Origin of the sequence: Kribbella steppae (assembly GCF_004342025.1) — a bacterium.
Taxonomy (GTDB): Bacteria; Actinomycetota; Actinomycetes; order Propionibacteriales; family Kribbellaceae; genus Kribbella; species Kribbella steppae.
The window spans coordinates 869,090-889,468 of the sequence record NZ_SLWN01000001.1 but is presented as its reverse complement, the minus strand read 5'-3'; the positions used below and the strand labels follow the sequence as shown (position 1 = coordinate 889,468).

The 20,379-nt window shown below is 67.0% G+C and carries 18 protein-coding genes and 2 tRNA genes; 9 read left to right on the top strand and 11 right to left on the bottom strand.

Annotated features, from left to right (window positions below):
• Positions 1 to 103: 103 nt before the first annotated feature.
• On the top strand, positions 104 to 1,324 hold the full coding sequence (locus EV652_RS04130) for an MFS transporter (protein WP_132207556.1): 1,221 nt from the start codon (positions 104 to 106) through the stop codon (positions 1,322 to 1,324).
• Here EV652_RS04130 and EV652_RS04125 read toward each other — a convergent pair.
• Positions 1,299 to 1,850, bottom strand: coding sequence for a kinase (locus EV652_RS04125; protein ID WP_242001536.1), 552 nt, complete (start codon positions 1,848 to 1,850; stop codon positions 1,299 to 1,301). The two genes, EV652_RS04130 and EV652_RS04125, sit on opposite strands and share 26 nt — an antisense overlap.
• A gap of 89 nt (positions 1,851 to 1,939) precedes the next feature.
• On the opposite strand from EV652_RS04125, the gene EV652_RS46110 reads away from it, so the two are divergent.
• Positions 1,940 to 2,695, top strand: coding sequence for an aminoglycoside 3'-phosphotransferase (locus EV652_RS46110; protein ID WP_369409991.1), 756 nt, complete (start codon positions 1,940 to 1,942; stop codon positions 2,693 to 2,695).
• A 46-nt stretch (positions 2,696 to 2,741) separates the two neighbouring features.
• Here the strand turns inward: EV652_RS46110 and EV652_RS04115 are convergent, their stop codons facing one another.
• Positions 2,742 to 3,098: a VOC family protein gene (locus tag EV652_RS04115; RefSeq protein WP_132207555.1), complete on the bottom strand. Its 357-nt coding sequence runs from the start codon at positions 3,096 to 3,098 to the stop codon at positions 2,742 to 2,744.
• 253 nt (positions 3,099 to 3,351) lie between these two features.
• Between EV652_RS04115 and EV652_RS04110 the strand changes: the two genes are divergently transcribed.
• Positions 3,352 to 3,765, top strand: a complete 414-nt coding sequence (locus tag EV652_RS04110; protein WP_199237987.1) for a cytidine deaminase family protein — start codon at positions 3,352 to 3,354, stop codon at positions 3,763 to 3,765.
• A 1,230-nt stretch (positions 3,766 to 4,995) separates the two neighbouring features.
• On the opposite strand, the gene EV652_RS04105 is transcribed toward EV652_RS04110, so the two are convergent.
• Both EV652_RS04105 and EV652_RS04100 read right to left on the bottom strand, forming a co-directional pair.
• Positions 4,996 to 5,066, bottom strand: a tRNA-Gly gene (locus tag EV652_RS04105).
• Between the two features lie 47 nt (positions 5,067 to 5,113).
• Entirely contained in the window at positions 5,114 to 5,971 is an 858-nt protein-coding gene (locus EV652_RS04100) for a methionyl-tRNA formyltransferase (protein WP_132207554.1), read from the bottom strand.
• A 91-nt stretch (positions 5,972 to 6,062) separates the two neighbouring features.
• Here EV652_RS04100 and EV652_RS04095 point away from each other — a divergent pair.
• The 6 genes from EV652_RS04095 (at position 6,063) to clpX (ending at position 11,137) form a co-directional block, all read left to right on the top strand.
• A tRNA-Pro gene (locus EV652_RS04095) sits at positions 6,063 to 6,135 on the top strand.
• Between the two features lie 75 nt (positions 6,136 to 6,210).
• A complete protein-coding gene (tig, locus tag EV652_RS04090) occupies positions 6,211 to 7,605 on the top strand; it encodes a trigger factor (RefSeq protein ID WP_132207553.1) in 1,395 nt (464 codons plus the stop codon).
• A 239-nt stretch (positions 7,606 to 7,844) separates the two neighbouring features.
• On the top strand, positions 7,845 to 8,198 hold the full coding sequence (locus EV652_RS04085; RefSeq protein WP_132207552.1) for a hypothetical protein: 354 nt from the start codon (positions 7,845 to 7,847) through the stop codon (positions 8,196 to 8,198).
• A 98-nt stretch (positions 8,199 to 8,296) separates the two neighbouring features.
• A complete protein-coding gene (locus EV652_RS04080; protein ID WP_132207551.1) occupies positions 8,297 to 8,920 on the top strand; it encodes a ClpP family protease in 624 nt (207 codons plus the stop codon).
• 30 nt (positions 8,921 to 8,950) lie between these two features.
• Complete coding sequence (locus EV652_RS04075) at positions 8,951 to 9,562, top strand: ATP-dependent Clp protease proteolytic subunit (protein ID WP_132207550.1); 612 nt, start codon at positions 8,951 to 8,953, stop codon at positions 9,560 to 9,562.
• 279 nt (positions 9,563 to 9,841) lie between these two features.
• Positions 9,842 to 11,137 (top strand): ATP-dependent Clp protease ATP-binding subunit ClpX, encoded by a 1,296-nt coding sequence (gene clpX, locus EV652_RS04070; RefSeq protein WP_132207549.1) that lies wholly within the window; start codon positions 9,842 to 9,844, stop codon positions 11,135 to 11,137.
• A gap of 259 nt (positions 11,138 to 11,396) precedes the next feature.
• Here the strand turns inward: clpX and EV652_RS04065 are convergent, their stop codons facing one another.
• From EV652_RS04065 to EV652_RS04035, 7 genes are read right to left on the bottom strand one after another with little or no spacing between them, the layout of a single operon-like run.
• Positions 11,397 to 12,704 (bottom strand): aspartate aminotransferase family protein, encoded by a 1,308-nt coding sequence (locus tag EV652_RS04065; RefSeq protein WP_158441085.1) that lies wholly within the window; start codon positions 12,702 to 12,704, stop codon positions 11,397 to 11,399.
• 14 nt (positions 12,705 to 12,718) lie between these two features.
• Entirely contained in the window at positions 12,719 to 14,077 is a 1,359-nt protein-coding gene (locus EV652_RS04060) for a hypothetical protein (RefSeq protein WP_132207547.1), read from the bottom strand.
• A complete protein-coding gene (locus EV652_RS04055; protein ID WP_132207546.1) occupies positions 14,074 to 14,871 on the bottom strand; it encodes an amidohydrolase family protein in 798 nt (265 codons plus the stop codon). Before EV652_RS04055 ends, EV652_RS04060 begins: the two co-directional genes overlap by 4 nt.
• The gene (locus tag EV652_RS04050) at positions 14,868 to 15,662 is read right to left on the bottom strand and encodes an amidohydrolase family protein (RefSeq protein WP_132207545.1); all 795 of its coding nucleotides are present in this window, start codon (positions 15,660 to 15,662) and stop codon (positions 14,868 to 14,870) included. Before EV652_RS04050 ends, EV652_RS04055 begins: the two co-directional genes overlap by 4 nt.
• Positions 15,655 to 17,847, bottom strand: coding sequence for a heparinase II/III family protein (locus EV652_RS04045; RefSeq protein ID WP_132207544.1), 2,193 nt, complete (start codon positions 17,845 to 17,847; stop codon positions 15,655 to 15,657). The genes EV652_RS04050 and EV652_RS04045 overlap by 8 nt, the downstream gene beginning before the upstream one ends.
• The gene (locus tag EV652_RS04040) at positions 17,844 to 18,899 is read right to left on the bottom strand and encodes a Gfo/Idh/MocA family protein (protein ID WP_132207543.1); all 1,056 of its coding nucleotides are present in this window, start codon (positions 18,897 to 18,899) and stop codon (positions 17,844 to 17,846) included. Before EV652_RS04040 ends, EV652_RS04045 begins: the two co-directional genes overlap by 4 nt.
• Positions 18,896 to 20,221: an ABC transporter substrate-binding protein gene (locus tag EV652_RS04035; protein ID WP_132207542.1), complete on the bottom strand. Its 1,326-nt coding sequence runs from the start codon at positions 20,219 to 20,221 to the stop codon at positions 18,896 to 18,898. Before EV652_RS04035 ends, EV652_RS04040 begins: the two co-directional genes overlap by 4 nt.
• Positions 20,222 to 20,379: the final 158 nt, after the last annotated feature.

Genomic DNA, 20,379 nt, shown 5'->3' with positions numbered 1-20,379 from the left:
CGGAAGTGTGCATGGTCTGGACCAGTTCGCGGGCAGTGAACACGCTCCGCTGGGGGCGAACAGGCGTGGTCGGACGACTCTTCTCAGTGACAGGTTGCTCGCTATGGCTTGGGTCGTCAGGGGTGAGTTCAGAAAGCTGTGGGTCGGGCAGCTGGTCTCCGCGTCGGGCAGTGCGATCACCACCGTCGCGCTACCGCTGGTCGCCGTGGTCACGCTCGACGCGTCGGCTGTGGACATGGGCGTATTGGCGGCGCTGACTGTGCTCCCGCATCTGGCGTTCGGGTTGCCTGCGGGTGTCTGGGTGGACCGGTGGTCGCTGCGGCGCGTGCTGGTGGTGACGGACGTCGGGCGCGCCGTACTGCTCGGGTGCATCCCACTGGCGGCTGCTGTCGGGGCGTTGCAGATGTGGCAGCTGTACGTGGTGGCTGTGCTGACTGGTGTGCTGACGTTGCTGTCGGAGACGGCGTCGATGACGTTGCTGCCGGCGCTCGTACCGCGTGACGACCTCATCCGGGCGAACAGCGCGCACCTGCTCAACGTGAACGTCGCGTCTACGGCGGGACCGTCGGTGGCGGGCCTGCTGGTGCAGTTGGTGACTGCACCGTTCGCGATCCTCTTCGATGCGGTGTCTTACGTCGTGTCGGCGGTGGCGTCGTACCTGATCCGTGAGCCTCCGCGTGCATCGGTGGAGCGGTCGGAGGTACAGCTGACCGGTGGACTGCGGGCGATGTTCGGCAGTCCCATCCTGGCGCCGCTGGCGGTGTCTGCGACGGTCGGTGCGATCGCCGGCTCGTTGCAGGGTCCGCTGATCGTTCTGTACCTGGTCCGCGAGCTGCAATGGGCGCCTGCGCTGGTCGGTGTGGCGATCACGGCCTTCGGTGTGGCCGCTGTTACCGGCTCGCTCGTCGCACCCGCGTGGATCCGATGGGTGGGCATCGGCCGCGGCTACCTCACCGGGCAGTTCATCGCGTCCCTCACTGGAGCGGCTCTTGCAGTCGGCTTCGCACCGTTGATCTTTCTGGGGCAGGCGTTCGCGGGCCTCGGCATGTCGCTGTTCGCCGTACCGCAACGCACCCTGCGCCAGTCCCTCGTCGCACCCCACCAACTAGCTCAAGTCAGTGCCACCTGGCGCACCCTGGTGATCGGAGGTCAGTCCGTGGGCGCACTGACCTCCGGCCTCCTGGCTACCACCATGGGCCTCCGCCCCACCCTCGTCGTCTCCACCACCGCAATGCTCGGAGCCACCCTCATCGGGCTGCTCTCACCCCTCCGCACCCTCCAAACCCTCCCGGACCCCGTCAGTCCTCAACTGGGTGCGCGATAGCGCCCCCACCTGTCCAGGCGAGATCGGTGACGATGCGATTGGCGGAGTCGTCCAGCGTGCTGGAGATGTCGATCACCTGCTCACCTGGTACGCCGAGGAGGTCGCAGGGCTGATACCAGTCACGCATCTGTTCCGGTGTGACGACCTTCGAGAGTGGGCGGGTGGCATGCCGCTGAATGGTCTCGTCGAAGGGGAGTTGGAAGTAGTACACGCCGGTGGGGCCGGCGTGGTCGGCGATCAGTTGCCGGACCATCGCGCCGTACGTCGGGCTGTAGAGGATGCCTTCCAGGATCACGTGGTAGCCGGCATCGAGTGCATAGCGCACGGTCTGGTCGATCAGGCCGATGTTCGGGGCACCCGGACGGTCGTGCTCGCGGAGCAGGATCCGGCGCAGGTAGTCCTGCTCGACCCAGGCCACCCCGCGCCCGACCCGCCGCCGTACCTCCTGCGCCGTGGTGCTCTTCCCCGACCCGGAGTTCCCCCGGATCACCGCCAGCCGCGTCGTCGCATCCCCGAGTATCGACACGCCGAGACCCTAGACGACGGCGATGTCACCCGAAGACCAGCGAGCGAATCTGGTAGTCGTTCGGCCCCCGAGCGCGAAAGGATCGGTTCGTGTTGATCAGTGGCATCCCGGCCGATGACGTCGCCGTACCTGTGCAGATTCGTCGACTCGGCGACGATCAGTCCATGACGCCGGTGTGGCGCAATGGGCGTGGAGGCTTGACCTTTCAGCTAGGTAGCGGTCCATCGCGCAGGTTCGCAAAGTGGGCACCGGCCGGATCTGGACTCGATCTGACGGCAGAAGTCGTGCGGCTGCAATGGGCGTCTCAGTTCGCCTCGGTACCCGTCGTCCTCGACTACGGAGCAGACGCTGACGCAGCCTGGATGCTTACGGCGGGTCTGCCTGGGGACAGCGCCGTCAGCGATCGTTGGAAAGCAGATCCTGCGACGGCCGTCCAGGCGGCTGGTGTAGGGCTACGTAGGCTGCACGATGCGCTGCCGGTTGAAGCGTGCCCGTTCACGTGGTCGGTGGAGGACCGGATCGGCGAAGCCATGACTGGCGCTATTAGCGGTCTTCCAGTCACGCCGCCGATAGACAAGCTGGTGGTGTGCCACGGTGACGCATGTGTGCCGAACACGCTTGTCACACCCGACGGTCAGTGCTCGGGCCATGTCGACATGGCCAATCTCGGCACGGCTGACCGTTGGGCCGATCTCGCTGTGGCGACGTGGAGTACTGAGTGGAACTACGGGCCCGGCTGGGAGGAAACCCTCCTCTCTGCCTACGGAGTCGACCCCGATCCGGGCCGGACCGAGTACTACCGCATGCTGCGGGAGCTCGAGACCACACCGGCCACGTCCCCCTGACAGCCGCCGGCGCGGCGCACGTCAGGAGTCAGCTAGGCGAACGCGCCTATTGACGTCGCTGGCTGAGGATGCAGAACTCGTTGCCTTCGGGGTCTGCCAAGACAACCCACGACGCTTGCTCACCCTGGCCGATGTCAACACGCTGTGCGCCATGAGCCACCAGACGCGCCACCTCGGCGTCCTGGTCTTCAGGCCTGAAGTCGAGATGCAGTCGGCTCTTGGACTTCTTGGCCTCATCAAGCCGGACGAAGTCCAACCCCGGCAGGCGATCGGGCTCCGGGCGGATCTCGAACTCGTCATCGGAGGAGTAGACCACCACCCAACCAAGCGCCGTAGCCCACCACTGACCCAAGGCCACCGGATCGACCGAGTGGACAATAACCTGCTCCCATTCCAAGCTCATCCGCAGAGCTTAGACCCGCCAGGGCTCCAGAGCAGGCCCATATTCGGAGAACGAGCGAGCTACTTGAACGCCAAATCAAAACCAGGAACCAGGGCACACTGGCGCGCAGACCGATGCCCTCCGAGTGACCTCAGTTGACCCCGGCTGACCCCTCGTAATCGCACGCTAATCGCACGACACGCACGAGCGTCCCAAGCGGCCCTGGCGAAAATCCCATCGCCCCGAGCTGGACAAGGTCGCTAGGTTTCCGTGCGTGATCGCTCAAGATAACGACGGCCTCATCGATGCGGCCGTGGCCGTGCTGCATCCTCACCATGTCGGTGATCGAGTCTTCGGCGATGTGGCGTCGGCTCTCATCACTGACATCGGCAGCGTGTACGTCGGTGTATGTATCGACACCGCCTCCGGTACGGGATTCTGTGCCGAGCACGCTGCCATCGCGGCGATGGTGACTGCCCGTGAGTACAGAATCGCGAAGATCGTGGCCGTCTGGCGAGGCGAGGACCAGGGCCCGTTGCACGTTGTGCCGCCGTGCGGCCGCTGTCGAGAGTTCATCCGCCAGATTGACCCGGCGAACCTTGACACCGAGGTGGTTCTAGGACGGCACCGAACGTCGAGGCTCCGGGAGTTGCTGCCCGCTACTGACTGGACCGCGCCGCTGGACTGAGCGTTGCGGGAGCTTGGATCTGCCGCGCTCCCCTTGATCCCCCACAGCCAGCTCGAACGTCGCCACACCTGCCCCGCCCCCCGATAGCTGCCAGCCGGGTCGGCTAATCGCACGCGGCCTGAGCTGGCCCAGACGTGAAAGAAGCCCATGGCCACCGATTCCCTGTGGCTGGGGGCCTTCTGTTGTTGGAGCGGGTGACGAGAATCGAACTCGCGTAGCCCGTTTGGAAGTGCGGCCGAGCGCCCTCGCGGATCGGGACCTCCACGCCTGAAACCCGTACCCGCCACAGCCCGTGACTGACCACCAACGACCACCTGCTAGGGCACGTAAAGGGCACGAACTTGTCTTCCCTAGTCCGTTCAGCCAACTGCCTGCTTAACGTCGTTCTCCAGGCAGGTACCGATGTGAGACGGTGTGCTGCGTGCAGGAACCCTCGACGGACCCCAGGTGGTTAAAGGAACCTGGGTTCATGGCGGCGGGCATGATTATCGGGATGACTGCCTGCTGGTTGACGGGAATTGTCCTGGTCCTACACGCAATCGGAATGCCTGCCGAGACCGGCAAACTCGATGCCGTGGTGGAGTTCTACCTGCCGCTCGTGACACCTGCTGTCGTCGGTACAGGTCTTTGTGCAATACGAGTTGTTCGGCTGTGGGCTGCGAGCTTTGTGGTCGGCGTAACCGCCGGTTGGTACGTAGGTCTAGTACTCGGCTCCCTTGTGGTTGTCTCCTGGACCGTGTAGGCGCGATGACTGCACAGACATCCACACCTGCCCCGTCCCCCTAATAGCTGCCAAACCCAGGCCAGCGCGGCCCACGCCAAGAGTCGGCTTGCCACTGTCAAGTGGACCAAGCGGGTCGCAGAGGCTGGCCTTCCCAAGGGGTTCACGTTCCATGACCTGCGTCACACGGGTAACCACCTGGCGTCGTTGAGTGGTGCGTCCACGCGCGAGCTGATGCAGCGCATGGGCATTCGACGATGCGCGCGGCGCTCATCTACCAGCACGCCACGGACGAGCGGGCTCGGGAGATCACCGACCGGCTGAACGCAGTAGTTGAGCGAGAAGCCACGGTCGGTGACGGGGGCACGCCGGACGATGAGGATAGGCCCGCCGGGGTGCTGGTCCCGGTCCCTTAGGGCACGTGGAGGGCACGGCACTCGAATCCGGTCCCCGCATGACGAAGGCCCCCAGCCTCAGGATTCCTGTGGCTAGGGGCCTTTCGCGTTCCGAGCGGGTGACGAGAATCGAACTCGCGTAGCCAGTTTGGAAGACTGGGGCTCTACCATTGAGCTACACCCGCGGTGCTCGGACATGATTCCACACCGGGGTCGGGTGTTGGCAAACCGGTTAGCAGATGTGCAGGCGGATCGGGCCGGTGCCAGATTGGACGAGGACCATTTCCTCGGCTTCCCAGTGGATCAGAGCGCCTGGCTTCACGTCGTACCGCGGGCCGTCGACGGCCTCGATGCCCAGGACCATGACGTCCTGGTCGCCGATTCGGGCGAGGGCGGACGGGGCGGCCAGGTTCAGGGCTGCCGTACGGCGCTGGAGCGTGACCGTGGGCTCGGTCAGGTCGAGCCAGCGTTCGTCCTGGGTGAAGTGCGGGGCCGTGGTTGCGAGGGTTTCGTCCTGCGGTACGCCGGGGTCGCCGGCCAGAAGCCGGCCGACACCCTCCTCGAGGACCTCGCCGAGCAGCCGAGCCCAGAGGTCGCGGAGGACGCGCGCGGTGAGCGGGTCGGGCAGGGGGACCTCGCGCCGGGACAGGATCGCGCCGGTGTCGAACGAAGCCGCGGTCCGGTGCAGCGTGGCTCCGGCGGTCGGGTCGCCCGCATAGATCAGTCGCTGCGGATTCGGTCCCCGGCCCCGTGGCAGTGCGGACGGGTGCAGGTTCACCGCGCCGTACGCCGGTGTGCCGGTGATCTCCGCGGGGATCAGGCGGGGGTACGTCGCCGAGATCACCAGGTCGGGCTGGAGAGCGGCAACAGCCGGAGCAGCGGTTTCGAGGAGCCGGTCGGTCGGCAGACAGGGCTGGCCGAGCCCAGGGAGCTGCAGTGCGAGCGGGGTCTGGTCGCCGCCGTAACGACGGATCGCGTCATCCGCACTCGGCGTGACGACGAGTGCGAGCTCGTGACCATGCCGGGCAGCCCAGTCCGCCACCAACCGGTAGCCGGCCAGGGAGGCGTGCAGACTGACGATGCGTAGCATGACCAGCGTCTCCTAGGTGACGCGCGTAACCGCCGGGGGAGGGTGGTGGCGCGAGCATTGTGTCGGGTCGACTAGACTCGTGCGGTCACTGCGGGGCGTAGCGTAGTGGCTAGCGCGCCTGCTTTGGGAGCAGGAGACCGCAGGTTCGAGTCCTGTCGCCCCGACAAACCCCCTGCAGTACCCCTGCAGCGCGGGCTGTCCCCGTGCTGTGAAGTCATCGATCAAGGAGAACCGCCACCGTGAAGAGCACCGTCGAGTCCATGAGCCCGACGAAGGTCCGGCTCATCGTCGAGGTGCCGTTCGAGGAACTCAAGCCGAGCCTCGACGCGGCGTACCAGAGCATCGCGAAGCAGATCACCGTCCCGGGGTTCCGCAAGGGCAAGGTGCCGCCGCAGGTGATCGACCAGCGGGTCGGTCGTGGGCCGGTGCTCGAGGAGGCGATCAACGACGCGCTGCCGAAGCTGTACTCGCAGGCGGTGCAGGACAACCAGGTCAAGGCGATCGGCCGGCCCGAGGTCGACGTGACCGAGTTCAACGACCAGGAGAGCCTGCAGTTCTCCGCCGAGGTCGAGGTGCGCCCGGAGATCACCCTGCCGGACCTTGAGGGCCTGGAGGCCGAGGTCGAGGACATCGCCATCTCCGATGACGAGGTGGACGAGCAGATCGAGGCGCTGCGGCAGCGGTTCGGCTCGCTGAACCCGGTCGAGCGCGCGGTCCAGGACAAGGACTACATCACCCTCGACCTGTCCGCGAGCAAGGACGGCGAGAAGGTCGAGGAGGCGCAGGCCACCGGCCTGTCCTACCAGGTCGGCAGCGGCCAGCTCCTGGACGGTCTGGACGAGGCGGTCACCGGGCTGAACGCGGGTGAGAGCAAGACCTTCGTCACCCAGCTGGTCGGCGGCGCGCTGAAGGGCGAGGACGTCGACGTGGCGGTGACCGTAACCGCGGTCAAGGAGCAGGAGCTGCCGGAGTTCGACGACGAGTTCGCCCAGACCGCGTCGGAGTTCGACACCGCCGACGAGCTGAAGGCCGACGTCCGCGGCCGGCTGGAGCGCGGTAAGCGGCTGGAGCAGGCCGGCGAGGCGCGGGACGCCGTACTCGAGAAGATCCTGACGCTGGTCGACGTACCGGTGCCGGAGGGTCTGCTGGTCGACGAGCTCGCCGCCCGGAAGGAGAACCTGGAGCAGCAGCTCGGGTACTCCGGGATGACGTTCGAGCAGTTCCTGGAGGGCGAGGAGCAGTCCCAGGACGAGTTCGACGAGGACCTGAAGAAGCGCTCCGAGGACGCGATCAAGGCCCAGTTCGTGCTGGACCTGGTGGCCGAGCAGCAGGAGCTGAGCGTCAACGACCAGGAGCTGACCGAGCACATCGTCCGGCACGCGCAGCGCTCCGGCGTCAGCCCGGACCAGTTCGCCCAGCACGCGGTTGAGAACAACCTGGTGCCGAGCCTGGTCTCCGAGGTCGTCCGCGGCAAGGCGCTGGCCCACCTGGTCGAGAACGCCAAGGTGACCGACGCCTCCGGCAACGTGGTCGAGCTGAAGACCCTGCAGCCGGACGGTTCGTACGCCGACCCGGAGGCCGAGACCACCGAGGCCGAGGCGGACGCCCCGGCCGAGGAGCCGGCGAAGGCCTGACACCCGGCAGTACCTGACAGCAGTACGGCGCGACGGCCCGGATCCCCCGTGGATCCGGGCCGTCGTCGCGTGTCAGCCCGCTGAAAGCGATCTGAAAGCGGCGCTCCCTAGCGTTACCGGCGCACCGTAAGAGTCGGCCCTGGGGGACGCCTGATGAAGCTGAGCCTGCCGGCCGCGGCCGCCGCGGTGACTGGAACCTCAGATCGCCCACGCGGGAGGAACTGCTGTGGCAGATCTCGATGAGCCTTGCCTATGGCTGCCAGGGCATCCAGTACGTCACGTACGGGACCCCTGTCGGCCGCCCCGACTGCGAGTTCGGAACGGCGCTCATTGCCAAGGAAGGAAGACCGAGCCGGCTGTACGACGACGCGACCGCGATCAACACGACGTACCTGCAACCGATCGGCCGACGGCTCAAGCACCTGGGGAGCGAGTCGGTGGTGCACGCGAACGAGGATCCGCCGCCGGTGGGTACGACGAGGTGCACGCCTTCGCCGCAGTTGCGCTCTGTGGCTGGTGAACGGGTATCGGCACGGTCGAGGAGTTCACGCCCGGGAACGGGCGGTAGCAGCCCGCGGGGTGAAAGTTGCTGAGCGGAAAGAAATTCGCTCAGGGCAGACGCGGTGCGCCGTAAGCGAACACCTGTGGCCCAGCCTTAGGTCTGTCGCCCCGGCCCAGTAATGTCGGCTTCGTGAACGAGACATTTGCAGCCAGCCCCACCGCCGCGGGCGGCAACGGATCCGGCGGACTCGACGACCACATCTACCAGCGCCTGCTGCAGAACCGGATCATCTTCCTGGGGTCCGAGGTTCGCGACGACAACGCGAACGCGATCTGCGCGCAGATGCTGCTCCTCAACGCCGAGGACCCCAACAAGGACATCTGGCTGTACATCAACTCCCCGGGCGGCTCGGTGGACTCCGGCATGGCGATCTACGACACCATGCAGTGGATCTCCAACGACGTCGCGACCGTCGGGATGGGCCTGGCCGCCTCGATGGGCCAGTTCCTGCTCTGCGCCGGCGCGAAGGACAAGCGGTTCGCGCTGCCCCACGCGCGGATCATGATGCACCAGCCGTCCGGCGGTATGGGTGGTACGGCCAGCGACATCAAGATCCAGGCCGAGCAGTCGCTGCACATCAAGGCACAGCTGTTCAAGCTGATCGCCGAGCACACCGGCCAGCAGCTCGAGCAGGTCGAGAACGACGCCGACCGGGACCGCTGGTTCACCGCCGAGCAGGCCAAGGAGTACGGCTTCATCGACCACGTGGTCGCCAGCGCCGCCCAGCTCAGCAGCGGCAGCCCGAACTCCTGATCTCCCACTCCGTCAGCTAAGGACGCACCCATGAACTACTTCATCCCGCAGTGGGAGGAGCGCACGTCGTACGGCATGCGCCGGATCGACCCCTACACCAAGCTGTTCGAGGACCGGATCATCTTCCTCGGTACGCCGATCACCGACGAGATCGCGAACGCGGTGATGGCCCAGCTGCTGTGCCTGCAGTCGATGGACTCCGACCGCGACATCAGCATCTACATCAACTCCCCGGGCGGCTCGTTCACCGCGCTGACCGCGATCTACGACACCGTCCGCTACATCAAGCCGGACGTCCAGACGGTCTGCCTGGGCCAGGCCGCCTCGGCCGCCGCCGTGCTGCTCGCCGCCGGTACGCCGGGCAAGCGGCTGGCGCTGCCGAACAGCCGGATCATCATCCACCAGCCGGCCACCGAGGGCACCTACGGCCAGTCCAGCGACATCGAGATCCAGGCGAACGAGATCCTCCGGCTGCGGGCGCTGCTGGAGAAGATGATCGCCGACGCCAGCGGCAAGTCGCTGGAGGAGGTGTCCCGCGACATCGAGCGGGACAAGTTCCTCACCGCCGACCAGGCGATCGAGTACGGCCTGATCGACGATGTCCTGCAGACCCTCAAGTCCCCGGTCCCGGCCGGCGTCTGAGCCTCGATCCGTGCGTCCCGGCCGCCGTCCAACGCGGCCGGGAGCGCGGACTGAAGTGCTCCTATCACGTCCGACCCGCTCCGACGGTGCTGACATGGGTCTGTCAAGAGCGCAGCCCGTTCGCCACCGGCGTAGTCACAACGCGGCGGCGGGCGCGGCGTTTCGGCCTCAGGCGCGGTACCGTCGAATCGGATCCGGGTTTGCAGTACAGCACCCGGCCCGAGCGGCCTACGCCCCCTTGGCCCACGGTTCGACTGCTCAGAGAAGGGATCTGTCCCGGTGGCACGCATAGGTGACGGCGGCGACCTGCTGAAATGCTCGTTCTGCGGTAAGAGCCAGAAGCAGGTCAAGAAGCTCATCGCCGGTCCCGGCGTCTACATCTGCGACGAATGCATCGATCTCTGCAACGAGATCATCGAGGAGGAGCTGAACGAGGGCTCCGAGGTCGGCCTCACCGAACTCCCCAAGCCGCGGGAGATCTACGACTTCCTCAACGCGTACGTCGTCGGACAGGACGTGGCCAAGAAGGCACTCGCGGTGGCGGTGTACAACCACTACAAGCGGGTCCGTGACGGACAAGGCAGCTCGAGCGCCGGCCGGCACGCCAAGGACGAGGCCGTCGAGCTGGCCAAGTCGAACATCCTGCTGATCGGCCCGACCGGCTGCGGCAAGACCTACCTCGCGCAGACGCTGGCCCGGATGCTGAACGTCCCGTTCGCCATCGCCGACGCCACCGCCCTGACCGAGGCCGGGTACGTCGGTGAGGACGTCGAGAACATCCTGCTCAAGCTGATCCAGGCGGCCGACTACGACGTCAAGAAGGCCGAGACCGGGATCATCTACATCGACGAGGTCGACAAAATCGCCCGCAAGAGCGAGAACCCGTCGATCACCCGCGATGTCTCCGGCGAAGGTGTCCAGCAGGCACTGCTGAAGATCCTGGAAGGTACGACGGCCTCGGTGCCGCCGCAGGGTGGACGCAAGCACCCGCACCAGGAGTTCATCCAGATCGACACCACCAACGTGCTGTTCATCGTCGGCGGCGCGTTCGCCGGCCTGGACCACATGGTCGAGCAGCGGGTCGGCAAGAAGACGCTCGGCTTCAACACCTCGCGTGAGCCGGAGAAGCCGAAGGAGGCCGGCGGCTACTCCGACGTGATGCCGGAGGATCTGCTGAAGTTCGGCCTGATCCCCGAGTTCATCGGCCGGCTCCCGGTGATCACCACGGTGTCCCCGCTGGACCGCGACGCGCTGATCAAGATCCTGTCCGAGCCGAAGAACGCGCTGGTCAAGCAGTACCGGCGGCTGTTCGAGATCGACAACGTCGAGCTGGAGTTCAGTGACGACGCGGTCGAGGCGATCGCCGACCAGGCGCTGCTGCGCGGCACCGGCGCCCGCGGGCTTCGGGCCATCATGGAAGAGGTTCTCCTCAACGTGATGTACGAGGTGCCCAGCCGTGAGGACGTCGCCAAGGTCGTCGTCACCGGCGAGGTGGTGCTGGAGAACGTGAACCCGACGCTGATCCCGCGCGACCAGATCGAGCGCAAGCGCGAGCGCCGCGAGAAGACTGCCTGAGTTTTAGTTCCGACGAAGGAGGCCGGGAATCCGCTGTACGGTGGATTGCCGGCCTCCTTCTGTTGATGGACGCGACAGGAGTCGGCCGCCGCGGACAAGCGCGCGCCGCACTTCGGGCGGATGCGCCTGTGGCTCTGACCTCACCACCTTGAAGGCACCGGCCGACGGCTCGACCTGCAGCCAGGACCGCAAGCCGTTCGATCCGGCGCCGACGAAGGCCAGGCTGTTCTGGGGGGTCCTGGGCTGTAAGAGGTCCCGCTTAGAGCGACGCCAGCACCGAGTCGGCGACGGCGATCGTTTCGTCGAGCTGTTCATCGGTGTGCTCGGTGGACAGGAACCACAGCCCCCGGGGCACGATGTTGATCCCGGCTGCGAACAGGCCCGCGTGGAACTTCGCCATCGCGGGCCTGTCGCAGGCCGCGAAACTCCGGTAGTCGGTCACCGCAGGCTGATCGGTGATGTAGCTCTGAAAGACCGGCCCCGGGCCATCGACGAGCATCGGTACGCCGTGACGCTGCGCCGAATCAAGCAGACCAGCCATCAGTCGTTGGCCCGCAGCAACCAGCGGGGGATAGACGGCGTCACGGTTCTCGTCGAGATGCCTGAGCACCGCGTCGGCCGCGGCCATCGCGACCGGATGCGAGTTGAACGTGCCGGCGTGGGCCACGGTCCCATTGGCGATCGAACCCATCACCTCGTGTGAGCCGACCAGCGCCGACACCTGCATCCCACCGGCCATCGCCTTACCGAACGCCGACAGATCCGGTACGACGCCCAGCAACTCTTGAGCACCACCGGGAGCGACCCGGAACCCGGAGATGATCTCGTCGAAGATCAGCAACGCGCCATACCGTGAGGTCAGCTCGCGAAGGCCCTCGAGATAGCCGGGCGCGGGCGTGATGCAGCCGGTGTTGCAGAGCAGCGGCTCGAGGATCACGGCCGCGATCTCGTCGCCGCAGTCCTCCAGCACCGCCGACACCGCTGCGAGATCGTTGAACGGCAGCACGATCAGATCGTCCGCGCCACCTCGGGGCTGGCCCGCCGTACCGCCCACCGCTGCCGGATGCCGGGCGTCCCCGGCCAGCGCCAGGTCGGGGTGCACGCTGTAGAGAACCGGATCGAGCCAGCCGTGGTAGTTGCCCTCGAACTTCACGATCTTTGGCCGACCGGTGTGCCCGCGTGCCAACCGGAGCGCGCCGTGCACCGCCTCCGACCCGACGCTGTTGAACCGCACGAGCTCGGCCGACGGCACCATCCGGCAGAGGCGTTCGGCGACGATCGCTTCCAGTTCGTGCTGGGCGGCGTACGCGACCCCGCGGCTGACCTGGGCGGACACCGCCTCGGCCACGATCGGGGAGGCATGGCCGAGCAGGTTCGGTCCCTGCCCGAGGACGTAGTCGACGTACCGGTTGCCGTCCACGTCCCAGAGCTCGGCGCCGCGCGCGTGGTCGACGAACAGCGGCTGGTCCGCGCGGCGGGCGTCGCTCGACACTCCGCCCGCGATGACCCGCTTGGCGCGGTCGTACAGGCGATCGGTCTGTTCGTGGCCTCGGGCAACGGTCTGCACAGGTCCTCCAGGGGTCAGTCGAGCTTCTCGGTGAGCAGTCGGAACTGCTGGCGGGGCCGGCCGCCTCCGGTCGACCGAGCGGGTGGCAGCGGCCAGGCCAGACCGGCCTCGACGAGTTCCTTCAGCATCCGCCGCCCGGTCCGCTGGGTGACCTGCATGATGTCGGCGACGCTCTCGACGTCCACGACTACCTGCTGGCCGGCTTCCGGCGCGGTCGCCGCGGCGATCGAGGTGACGATCTCGTAGGCGCGCTGGTCGACCGGTGAGATGAGGTCGACCGCCATCGGTGGCGCGACTGTTCGACCTGGTGGCAGCTCGGTCCGGACAGTCGTACCGTCCAGGTAGACCGCGACCTTGCCTTCGCGGCCGACCGAGTCCTCGACCGCGAGCAGCGCGTTGGCCTCAGCCGCCCGCGCTGTCTGGCCCGCGCCCGCCCCCACCGCAACCGGTACGCCGAGCTGCGCAGTCAACGCACCCAGGAAGGGCGCCACGGTGAACTGCTCAGTCAGCCGGGTCAGCGCTCCGTGAGTGGTCGTGACGAGGAACAGCGTGTCCGAGCGACGTGCGACCGTCGCGCCCACCTGACGTGCCTCCGACAGCAGCTTCTGATGCGTGAGCACGGCGAGCTCCTGCTGCCAGTAGTCGCCGGACTCGGCCCGGGACGTACCGGTCGGGATCAGCTGTACGGCGATCATCGCGAGCTGGTGTGCACCCATCCGCGTGCCCTGGCCGAGCAGCACCGCGGTCTCGAGTGCATCGCGCACACTCGAGCGGGTGGGCGCGATCCGCAGTACCGGAATGCCTTGGGTACGCAGTTCGCGTTCGACCGAGAGGATCGTGGTCAGCGCCAGCGTGGTGCGTTCCTGCTCCCACTTCTCCCGGTGGAACGCCGCGAATCCGGCCACCGACTCGGGTCCCTCGTACGGGATGTCGTACACGTCGGCGGTGTCGAGACCGATCTCGCCGTACGCCTCCTCGACGTCGGCCGCGGACAGCGAGTCGATGCTCACCCGGCACAGGTCGACGTCGTCGATGGTCAGGGAGGCGCGCAGCAGGGCGGCGTACAACGCGGCACCGGTCAGCGGCAGGTGCGTCGACGGAACGGTGAGCCAGTGTCCGGCCGTGGCGAGGTCGAACACCCACGGCCCGGGGAACACGGCCGAGTCGATCCGGTCCCGCAGCTTCAGGTACCGCTCTTCGGCTTCGGCCTGGTCGTCGTACCCAGCCGACACGAACTTCACGCCGTGCGGGGACCGGTCGGTGATCTGCAGCCCGACCTCCGCCATGGTCTTCACCAGCTTGCGCGGCCCGAACAGCCCGACCGTCACCGGAGGCAGCCGCTCACCCGCCGTCGAAAATACTTCCTCGCTCATTGCTCCACCCCTGGATCTCCCGGCAGCGGTCGCCACCGGAACAGTCTGCGGGCGTTCCCGCTCAGAACATCTTGACGTTGACCGTCGGTCAGGGGCGCGCACACCACTCGCCCGAGCGACATCCGCTGGTCGATGAAGGGGAAATCGGAGCCGAACAGGACCCGCTGACTGCCGACCCGCTCCACCATCGCCATGATCAGCGGGCCGGTCATCTGCGAGCCGCAGACCTCGAGCCAGAGCGACTCATGCCGGGCGGCGGCCTCGATCGACTCGTCGACACCGGCCGGCGTGATCCCGGCGTGCCCGAGAATCACCGCTGCCCGCGGGTACTTCGCCGCGACCATCTCGAACAGCGGCGGCGCGTCGTACGCCGACTGATGCTCGGAATGGCTGAGCACCGGGCAGCCGGTCTCCTCGGCGAACGCCCAGACCGCGGCGTACCGCGAGCCCGTCACCGGGTAGCGGTGCAGGGTCGGGTGCACCTTGATGCCCACGAACCGGTCGTCGGCCGCGAGCCGCTCGAGCTCACGCTCCGGGTCCTGCCACGGATTGATGACCGCGTACGCCGCGAGCCGGCCCGGATGCGCATCGACGGCGGCCAGCGCCTGCGAGTTGCCCAGATGTGCGTCCTGCTGGATAGCACGGTTCGCGGCGACCACCGTGACCTCGGTCCCGGTCCGGTCCATCACTCCGACCATCGCCGCGGCGTCCGGCTCGGGGATGTAGAACAGCGAGTACGGACCGAGGTGCGCGTGAACGTCGACCACCCTCCGCTGTGGTCGCCTGCCGATCATGCTCGCCCTCCCAACTGCTCTGCCATCGCGGTACGACGGACGCCGAACAACCGATCCGCATTCCCGGCACCGATGCGCGCCACCGTGTCGTCGTCCAGACCCGACCACGCGAGCCGGACGATGCTCTCGCCGGGATCGCGCAGACCCAGCCCGGTCGCGAACAACAACCGGTCGGCCAGCCCTCGGGCCGCGAGCCACTCGATCGCCTGGTGACCGGCGAAGTCGACGAGATCGACGTACAGGTTCTCGTGGTCGCGGATGGCCGCCCAGAGGTTGCGCAACTGCCGGTACCCGAGGTTCGAGACGACGATCGGCAGCGCGGGGAATCGGGTGGCGATGTGGTCGAGGTGGTGCCAATCGACCTCGGTGAAGTCGACACACAACGGCAGGCCGTTGGCGGCGAGCGCGGCGTAGAGCTTATGCATTGCGGTCGCCACCGGCGAATACCCATGCGAACGCGGATGCAACCGGAACGCCGCAACCCCTTCGGCCACCGCTTGATCAACCAGCCCGTCCAGGGACTGCAGCTCACCGGGCGTTGGTGGCACGGCGGTCCAGCAAGCCAGGACGCCGCGGTCCGCCAGGCTGCGCGCCACCGCACTCGCCTCCGCATTGCCACCCACCGGATCGTGCAGCCACGAAGCCATCGCGCTGACGAGGGCACCCGACATCGCATAGGTGTCGAGGTGTGCCGCAATCGCATCCCGATCGCTGCTCTGCACGAGGGCCGCAGGGTGTGCCCCGGTCACGATGCGAGCGTCGAACCACCCGCTGGTGACGTCCTCAGTCATGACGTGCCCCCTCGACGATCCAGCGCCCGGCGTACGGCAAGGTGAGGTGAGCCCACCCCTCGTCGTCGCTCTCGGCCGTGATCGATACGCCGTTCAGCAGCAACCCCCGGCCGTGCGGCACCCGGAGCCCGCATCGACCCGCACAGGTCACCTCAAGGCGGAGCCCACCCTCGACAACCGTGGCCTCGACATCCACCTCGGCCGCACTCCGGAACAGCACCTGCTCACGGTCACGCAGCTCCCGGACCCGCCAACCAGTTGCCCAGGACAACAGTCCGCCGACGGTCCGCACCCAGCTGGACGCGTCGATCCGATCGACGGTGTTCCCGTGGTCGACGGTCAGCGAGGACCCCAGTGCAGTCACCCGAACGTCAGCCGGCTGCGCTCCCTCATGCGGAACGAGAACGGTCGTGAAAACCCCGCTGTCCCGCGTCAGCACCAGCGAGTGCAACGGCCCATAGTCCGCCACCCCACCGGCCAATGGACGCCGCGCGACCCCTTCAGTCGACGCAACCTCAGTCGTCTCAGCGTCTCCAACTTCGACCAGCAGCAACCCGGGCCCATCCGGCGCCGAAGCGTCGTACGCGAGCGACCCAACCTGTCGCCAGGGGCTGATCGCCTGCCAGCACGCCCGGAACACATGTCCATCCGCCGATGCGCTGTCGGACACCACCACGAAGGCCGGCTCCTGCCGCACCATCGTGACGGTCCGTGACTGCGGGACGACGTTCCCGCGGTGCCGGCCCGTGAACACGGCGACGCGCCCAGTGTCGACGAGCGGTTCGATGCTCACACCGCGATCGGTACCCAGCTCCTGGTCGTCCACGAGAACCGTGTTGTGTCCCCGACCCGACTGGTACCAGGTCAGGTACTCCGGATCGTCATAGCTCGGCGGACCACCTGCCTCCCACAGCAACGGCTGGTCCCAGCCATCCAGCACCAGATCGAGTACGGCGCGATGCGAGTGCGACTCGAGCTCGTGCTCGATGTGCGGGCCGTAGTTGATCACGGCCCTCAGCTCGTCAGCGCGCAGGACCACATAGCCAGAGTCGGCCAGCACGGTACTAGGCGGTGGCGCAGGGACCTTGTGGTCATAAGCAGTCGCCACTGTGTCCATCCACCGCTGCTGGCGGGCCGCATCAGCCCACGCCGGCAGCGCCGCCGCCTCGGTGGCAAACGCCTCGGGCGACAGCCACTGCGCCGCAATGCGAGCCAGCAATGGGTTGTCGAGCACGTAGCTGCCACGCAGCAGACTCAACGCCGGCCACTCGATGTGACTGTCTTGCAGGTGTGGGATCCAACCGCCGCTGGACACCAGTTCGCACAACCAGTCGTGCATTGCCGTCAGCTTCGGGTGCTCGGCGAATCGGCTGTCGATCATCGCGGCCGTCTGCAGCGCGCTCAGACACATCTTGTGATAGCCGGGGGAGCGCTCGTAGTGCCCCCCGTCGCCGTAGACATCCAGTAACAGATGCTCGTCGATCCGCTGCCGCGCTCGCGAAGCCCAACTGTCCGCCTCCATCAGATCGGGCAGTACGGCGCTGATATGCAGAAGCTCGGTCGCGCACACGAGTTGCCAGTTCCCATGCCGGAACACGTCGTGCTCGTCGTACGCCCACCGTGCACCGCCGACGAGAGTCACAACCAGCCGGCCCCACACCCGGTCCGACAGGGCCGAGTCGGTCAGGACCTCCAACGTCGGCAGGAAACTCCGGCACCGCGCCCAAGTCCCGAGTGAGTACCAGATGACATCGAGGCCGGGCCATTCGCCGGTGACCGAGTCACGCTGCTCGACCCAGTCGTCGAAGTGCTGTTCGAACGCGTGGAGGTACTGATCGTCGCCCGTCAGCAGCCACGCGTGGACACCAGGCGACAACCAGTTGAGGTAGTGGAAGCCATAGCGACGAGAGCGACCGTGCTCGCGCCCCGTCACCTCCACACCGGTGAGCAGCGGGGCCGCGTCGGCGAGGACGGTGTCCGCGGCCGGTGTGGACCGAATCGCGTCGGTCCACTCCGGCAACGGCCAGGCCGGCCGCCGCAGCCGACCGCCCACGAAGGCCCGCAACGTGGCGAGGTCGTGGACACCGTCGGGCGCCCCGAACGCCGTGATGAGGTCGTCGATCCCGATCCGGTTGACGCGGGCGTCGATGTGCCGCGGCTTCTCGGGACTCTTGTTCGTCGTCATCCGTTCCCCGGGTCGGCCAGCATGGAGACGTCGACGGATTGCCGGGTCTCGATCGAGGTGTGCGCGGCCTCGAGGACGGCGGTCACGTTCCGGCTGCTCTCGATCGTGATGAGCGGCTGCTCGCCGGTGCGGCAGCACCTGATCCAGTGCGCGATCGCGTCGGCGTACGCACCGGCCGGGATGCCGTGCATGACCCGTTGCAGCATGTTCCTCGGGTAGGCATAGCGATCCGGAGTCGCCAGGACGACGCTCTCCTTCTGCCGGTCCAGTTGGACCACGCCGTTGTCGGTGACGACCGACACGTAGGAGTCGACCGTGGTCGGGAAGGTGTTCGGGTAGATCCACGCCGACTCGAAGGTGGCCACCGCGCCACGGGAGTACTCGGCCTGGATCTGGATGGCGTCCGGAGTCTCGATGCCGAGCGAGCGCAACTTCCCCCAGCGGGCAGTCGCGTAGACCCGGCGGACCTGGTCGCGCAACAGCCAGGAGACCAGGTCGATGTCATGGCTGGACAGGAACCAGGCGCAGGTCGTGCGGTCGGACCAGGACAACATCTCGGTGGGGACGAAGATGGTGTCGTCCTTGCGTGCGTAGGCCACCGCGGCGTCGCCGAGATCCGCGAGCAACTCGTGCGCCTGCGCGTAGGCGGGAACCCAACGGTGGTTGAACAAACACATCGCCACCACACCGTGCGCACGGATCGCCTTGACCGCGGCATCCGCCTCGGCGACCGACGTGGTCAGCGGCTTCTCCACCAAGATGTGCTTCCCGGCCTCGGCCGCGCGCACCATCATCTCGCCGTGCAGGTGGTCCGGGGTGGTCAGGACGACGGCGTCGACGTTCTCGTCCTGCAGCAAGGCATCGAGGTCCGGATGGATCGTCGGCCGCGGGGCACCGCGGCCCTGGATCTCGTCGGCCAGCCGCCCGGCGCTGTCCGCCGAGCGACTCGTGACGGCCGCGACCTCGACCTCGGGCAGACCGGACAGGGACAGCGCGTTACCGCGTCCCATGATCCCGGCGCCGACGATGCCGATCCGGATGATGCTGCTCATTTGCTGCCCTTCGCGAGGGTTTCGTTCCACGCCTTCTCGGCGGTGTCCAGCGCTTGCTTGGCCGACGTCGTGCCTGACATGTACGCCCGGATCTGGTCGTCGAACAGCTTGCGCAGTTGCTCGTCGTTCCCGGAGCCGAGGGACGCGTCCACGCTGTTCTTGAACGTGTCCAGCAGGACCTTGCGGGCCTGGTCCGCCTGGGTGGTGCCGGCGATGTCGGTGAAGAACGGATCCTCGAGTGCCTTCACCGACGACGGGTAGATCGGCACCAGCTTGCAGAGCGCGAGTTGCTGCTCGGGTGCGGTGACGAACTTCAGCCACGCGGCCGCGGCGGCCTGGTTGTCCGACTTCGCCGGGACGGTGACGATCTGCTGGCCGGACATGTAGTACTTCCCGTCCGCCCCGGTCACCGGCGGACCGACGACGATCGAACCGTAGACGGCCGGCGAGTTCTTCTCGATGTTCAGCAGGCTGCTGGACACGGCCGCCGGGTTGAATGCGATCTGCCGGTTCTCCAGCGACTGGGGAAGCTCACGCGGGTTGGCGCCGAGGCTGCCCGGTGCGATCGCACCGGAGTCGAAAAGCGGCTTGAACTTCTCCACCAGGGCAAGCGTCTCGGGGGTGTTGAAGGCGGCCGTCTTCTTGTCCGGCGACAGCAGCGGGATGCCGTTGGCCTGGACCACGCTGGAGTAGGCCATGAAGTTGGTGGCCGACTTCCCGGTGGCGGTCTTGTACGCCGTGGCCAGCGCGAGTGCGTCGTCGTACGTCTTCGGCGGCTTGGCCGGGTCGAAACCGGCTTTGGCCAGCAGGTCCTTGTTGTAGAAGCCGAGCGAGGTGCCGCCGTTGTACCAGGGGATGGCGATCCGCTTGCCGTCGGCAACCAGTGGGTCGGCCAGGTTGGGCGCGTAGGCCGCGATCTCGTCCTTGCTGAACAAGGAGTTCAGGTCCGCCATCGAGCCGGCGAACAGGCCGGTGGTCGCGGAGGTGATGTTGACCGCGTCCGGCACCTTGCCGCTGGCGAGCGCGGCCAGCAGCTTGGTGGTGATGTCCTGGCCGGGGACGTCGACCCACTTGATGGTGACCTTGGGATGTTCCTTCTCGTAGGCGTCGATCCACTTCTGGATGTCCGGCCCGTAGTTCTTCTGCAGGTTGATCGTCCACCACTCGACTTCACCGGAATACGCGTCACCCGACTGCTCCGGCGCGTCCCCGGTGGCCGGACTGCCGGACACACAGGCGCCAAGCGCCATCGACAGCCCGAGGGCCATGGCGAGGGTGGGAACAAGCCGCCCCCGCAGCAGGGATCGTGTGCTTCGCGCCATCGCGAGCTCCTCACAGAGATGGAATGTCCTAAACGGTGCTTCCAGACATCATCGTGGTCGACGCCGGCTGCTGCCGTCAACTCGTTGTTGTGGAAAATCCTTGTAGTTACGGCTGGCGACCGACTGCCTTCTGAGCTACGGTCATCTGCAATACAAAT

Coding starts and splice junctions, on each gene's coding strand:
- EV652_RS04130 (WP_132207556.1), top strand. CDS start 104: ATGGCTTGGGTCGTCAGGGGTGAGTTCAGAAAGCTGTGGGTCGGGCAG.
- EV652_RS04115 (WP_132207555.1), bottom strand. CDS start 3,098: ATGAGCTTGGAATGGGAGCAGGTTATTGTCCACTCGGTCGATCCGGTG.
- EV652_RS04100 (WP_132207554.1), bottom strand. CDS start 5,971: ATGCTACGCATCGTCAGTCTGCACGCCTCCCTGGCCGGCTACCGGTTG.
- EV652_RS04085 (WP_132207552.1), top strand. CDS start 7,845: ATGAGCCTTGCCTATGGCTGCCAGGGCATCCAGTACGTCACGTACGGG.
- EV652_RS04075 (WP_132207550.1), top strand. CDS start 8,951: ATGAACTACTTCATCCCGCAGTGGGAGGAGCGCACGTCGTACGGCATG.
- EV652_RS04060 (WP_132207547.1), bottom strand. CDS start 14,077: ATGAGCGAGGAAGTATTTTCGACGGCGGGTGAGCGGCTGCCTCCGGTG.
- EV652_RS04055 (WP_132207546.1), bottom strand. CDS start 14,871: ATGATCGGCAGGCGACCACAGCGGAGGGTGGTCGACGTTCACGCGCAC.
- EV652_RS04050 (WP_132207545.1), bottom strand. CDS start 15,662: ATGACTGAGGACGTCACCAGCGGGTGGTTCGACGCTCGCATCGTGACC.
- EV652_RS04045 (WP_132207544.1), bottom strand. CDS start 17,847: ATGACGACGAACAAGAGTCCCGAGAAGCCGCGGCACATCGACGCCCGC.
- EV652_RS04040 (WP_132207543.1), bottom strand. CDS start 18,899: ATGAGCAGCATCATCCGGATCGGCATCGTCGGCGCCGGGATCATGGGA.
- EV652_RS04035 (WP_132207542.1), bottom strand. CDS start 20,221: ATGGCGCGAAGCACACGATCCCTGCTGCGGGGGCGGCTTGTTCCCACC.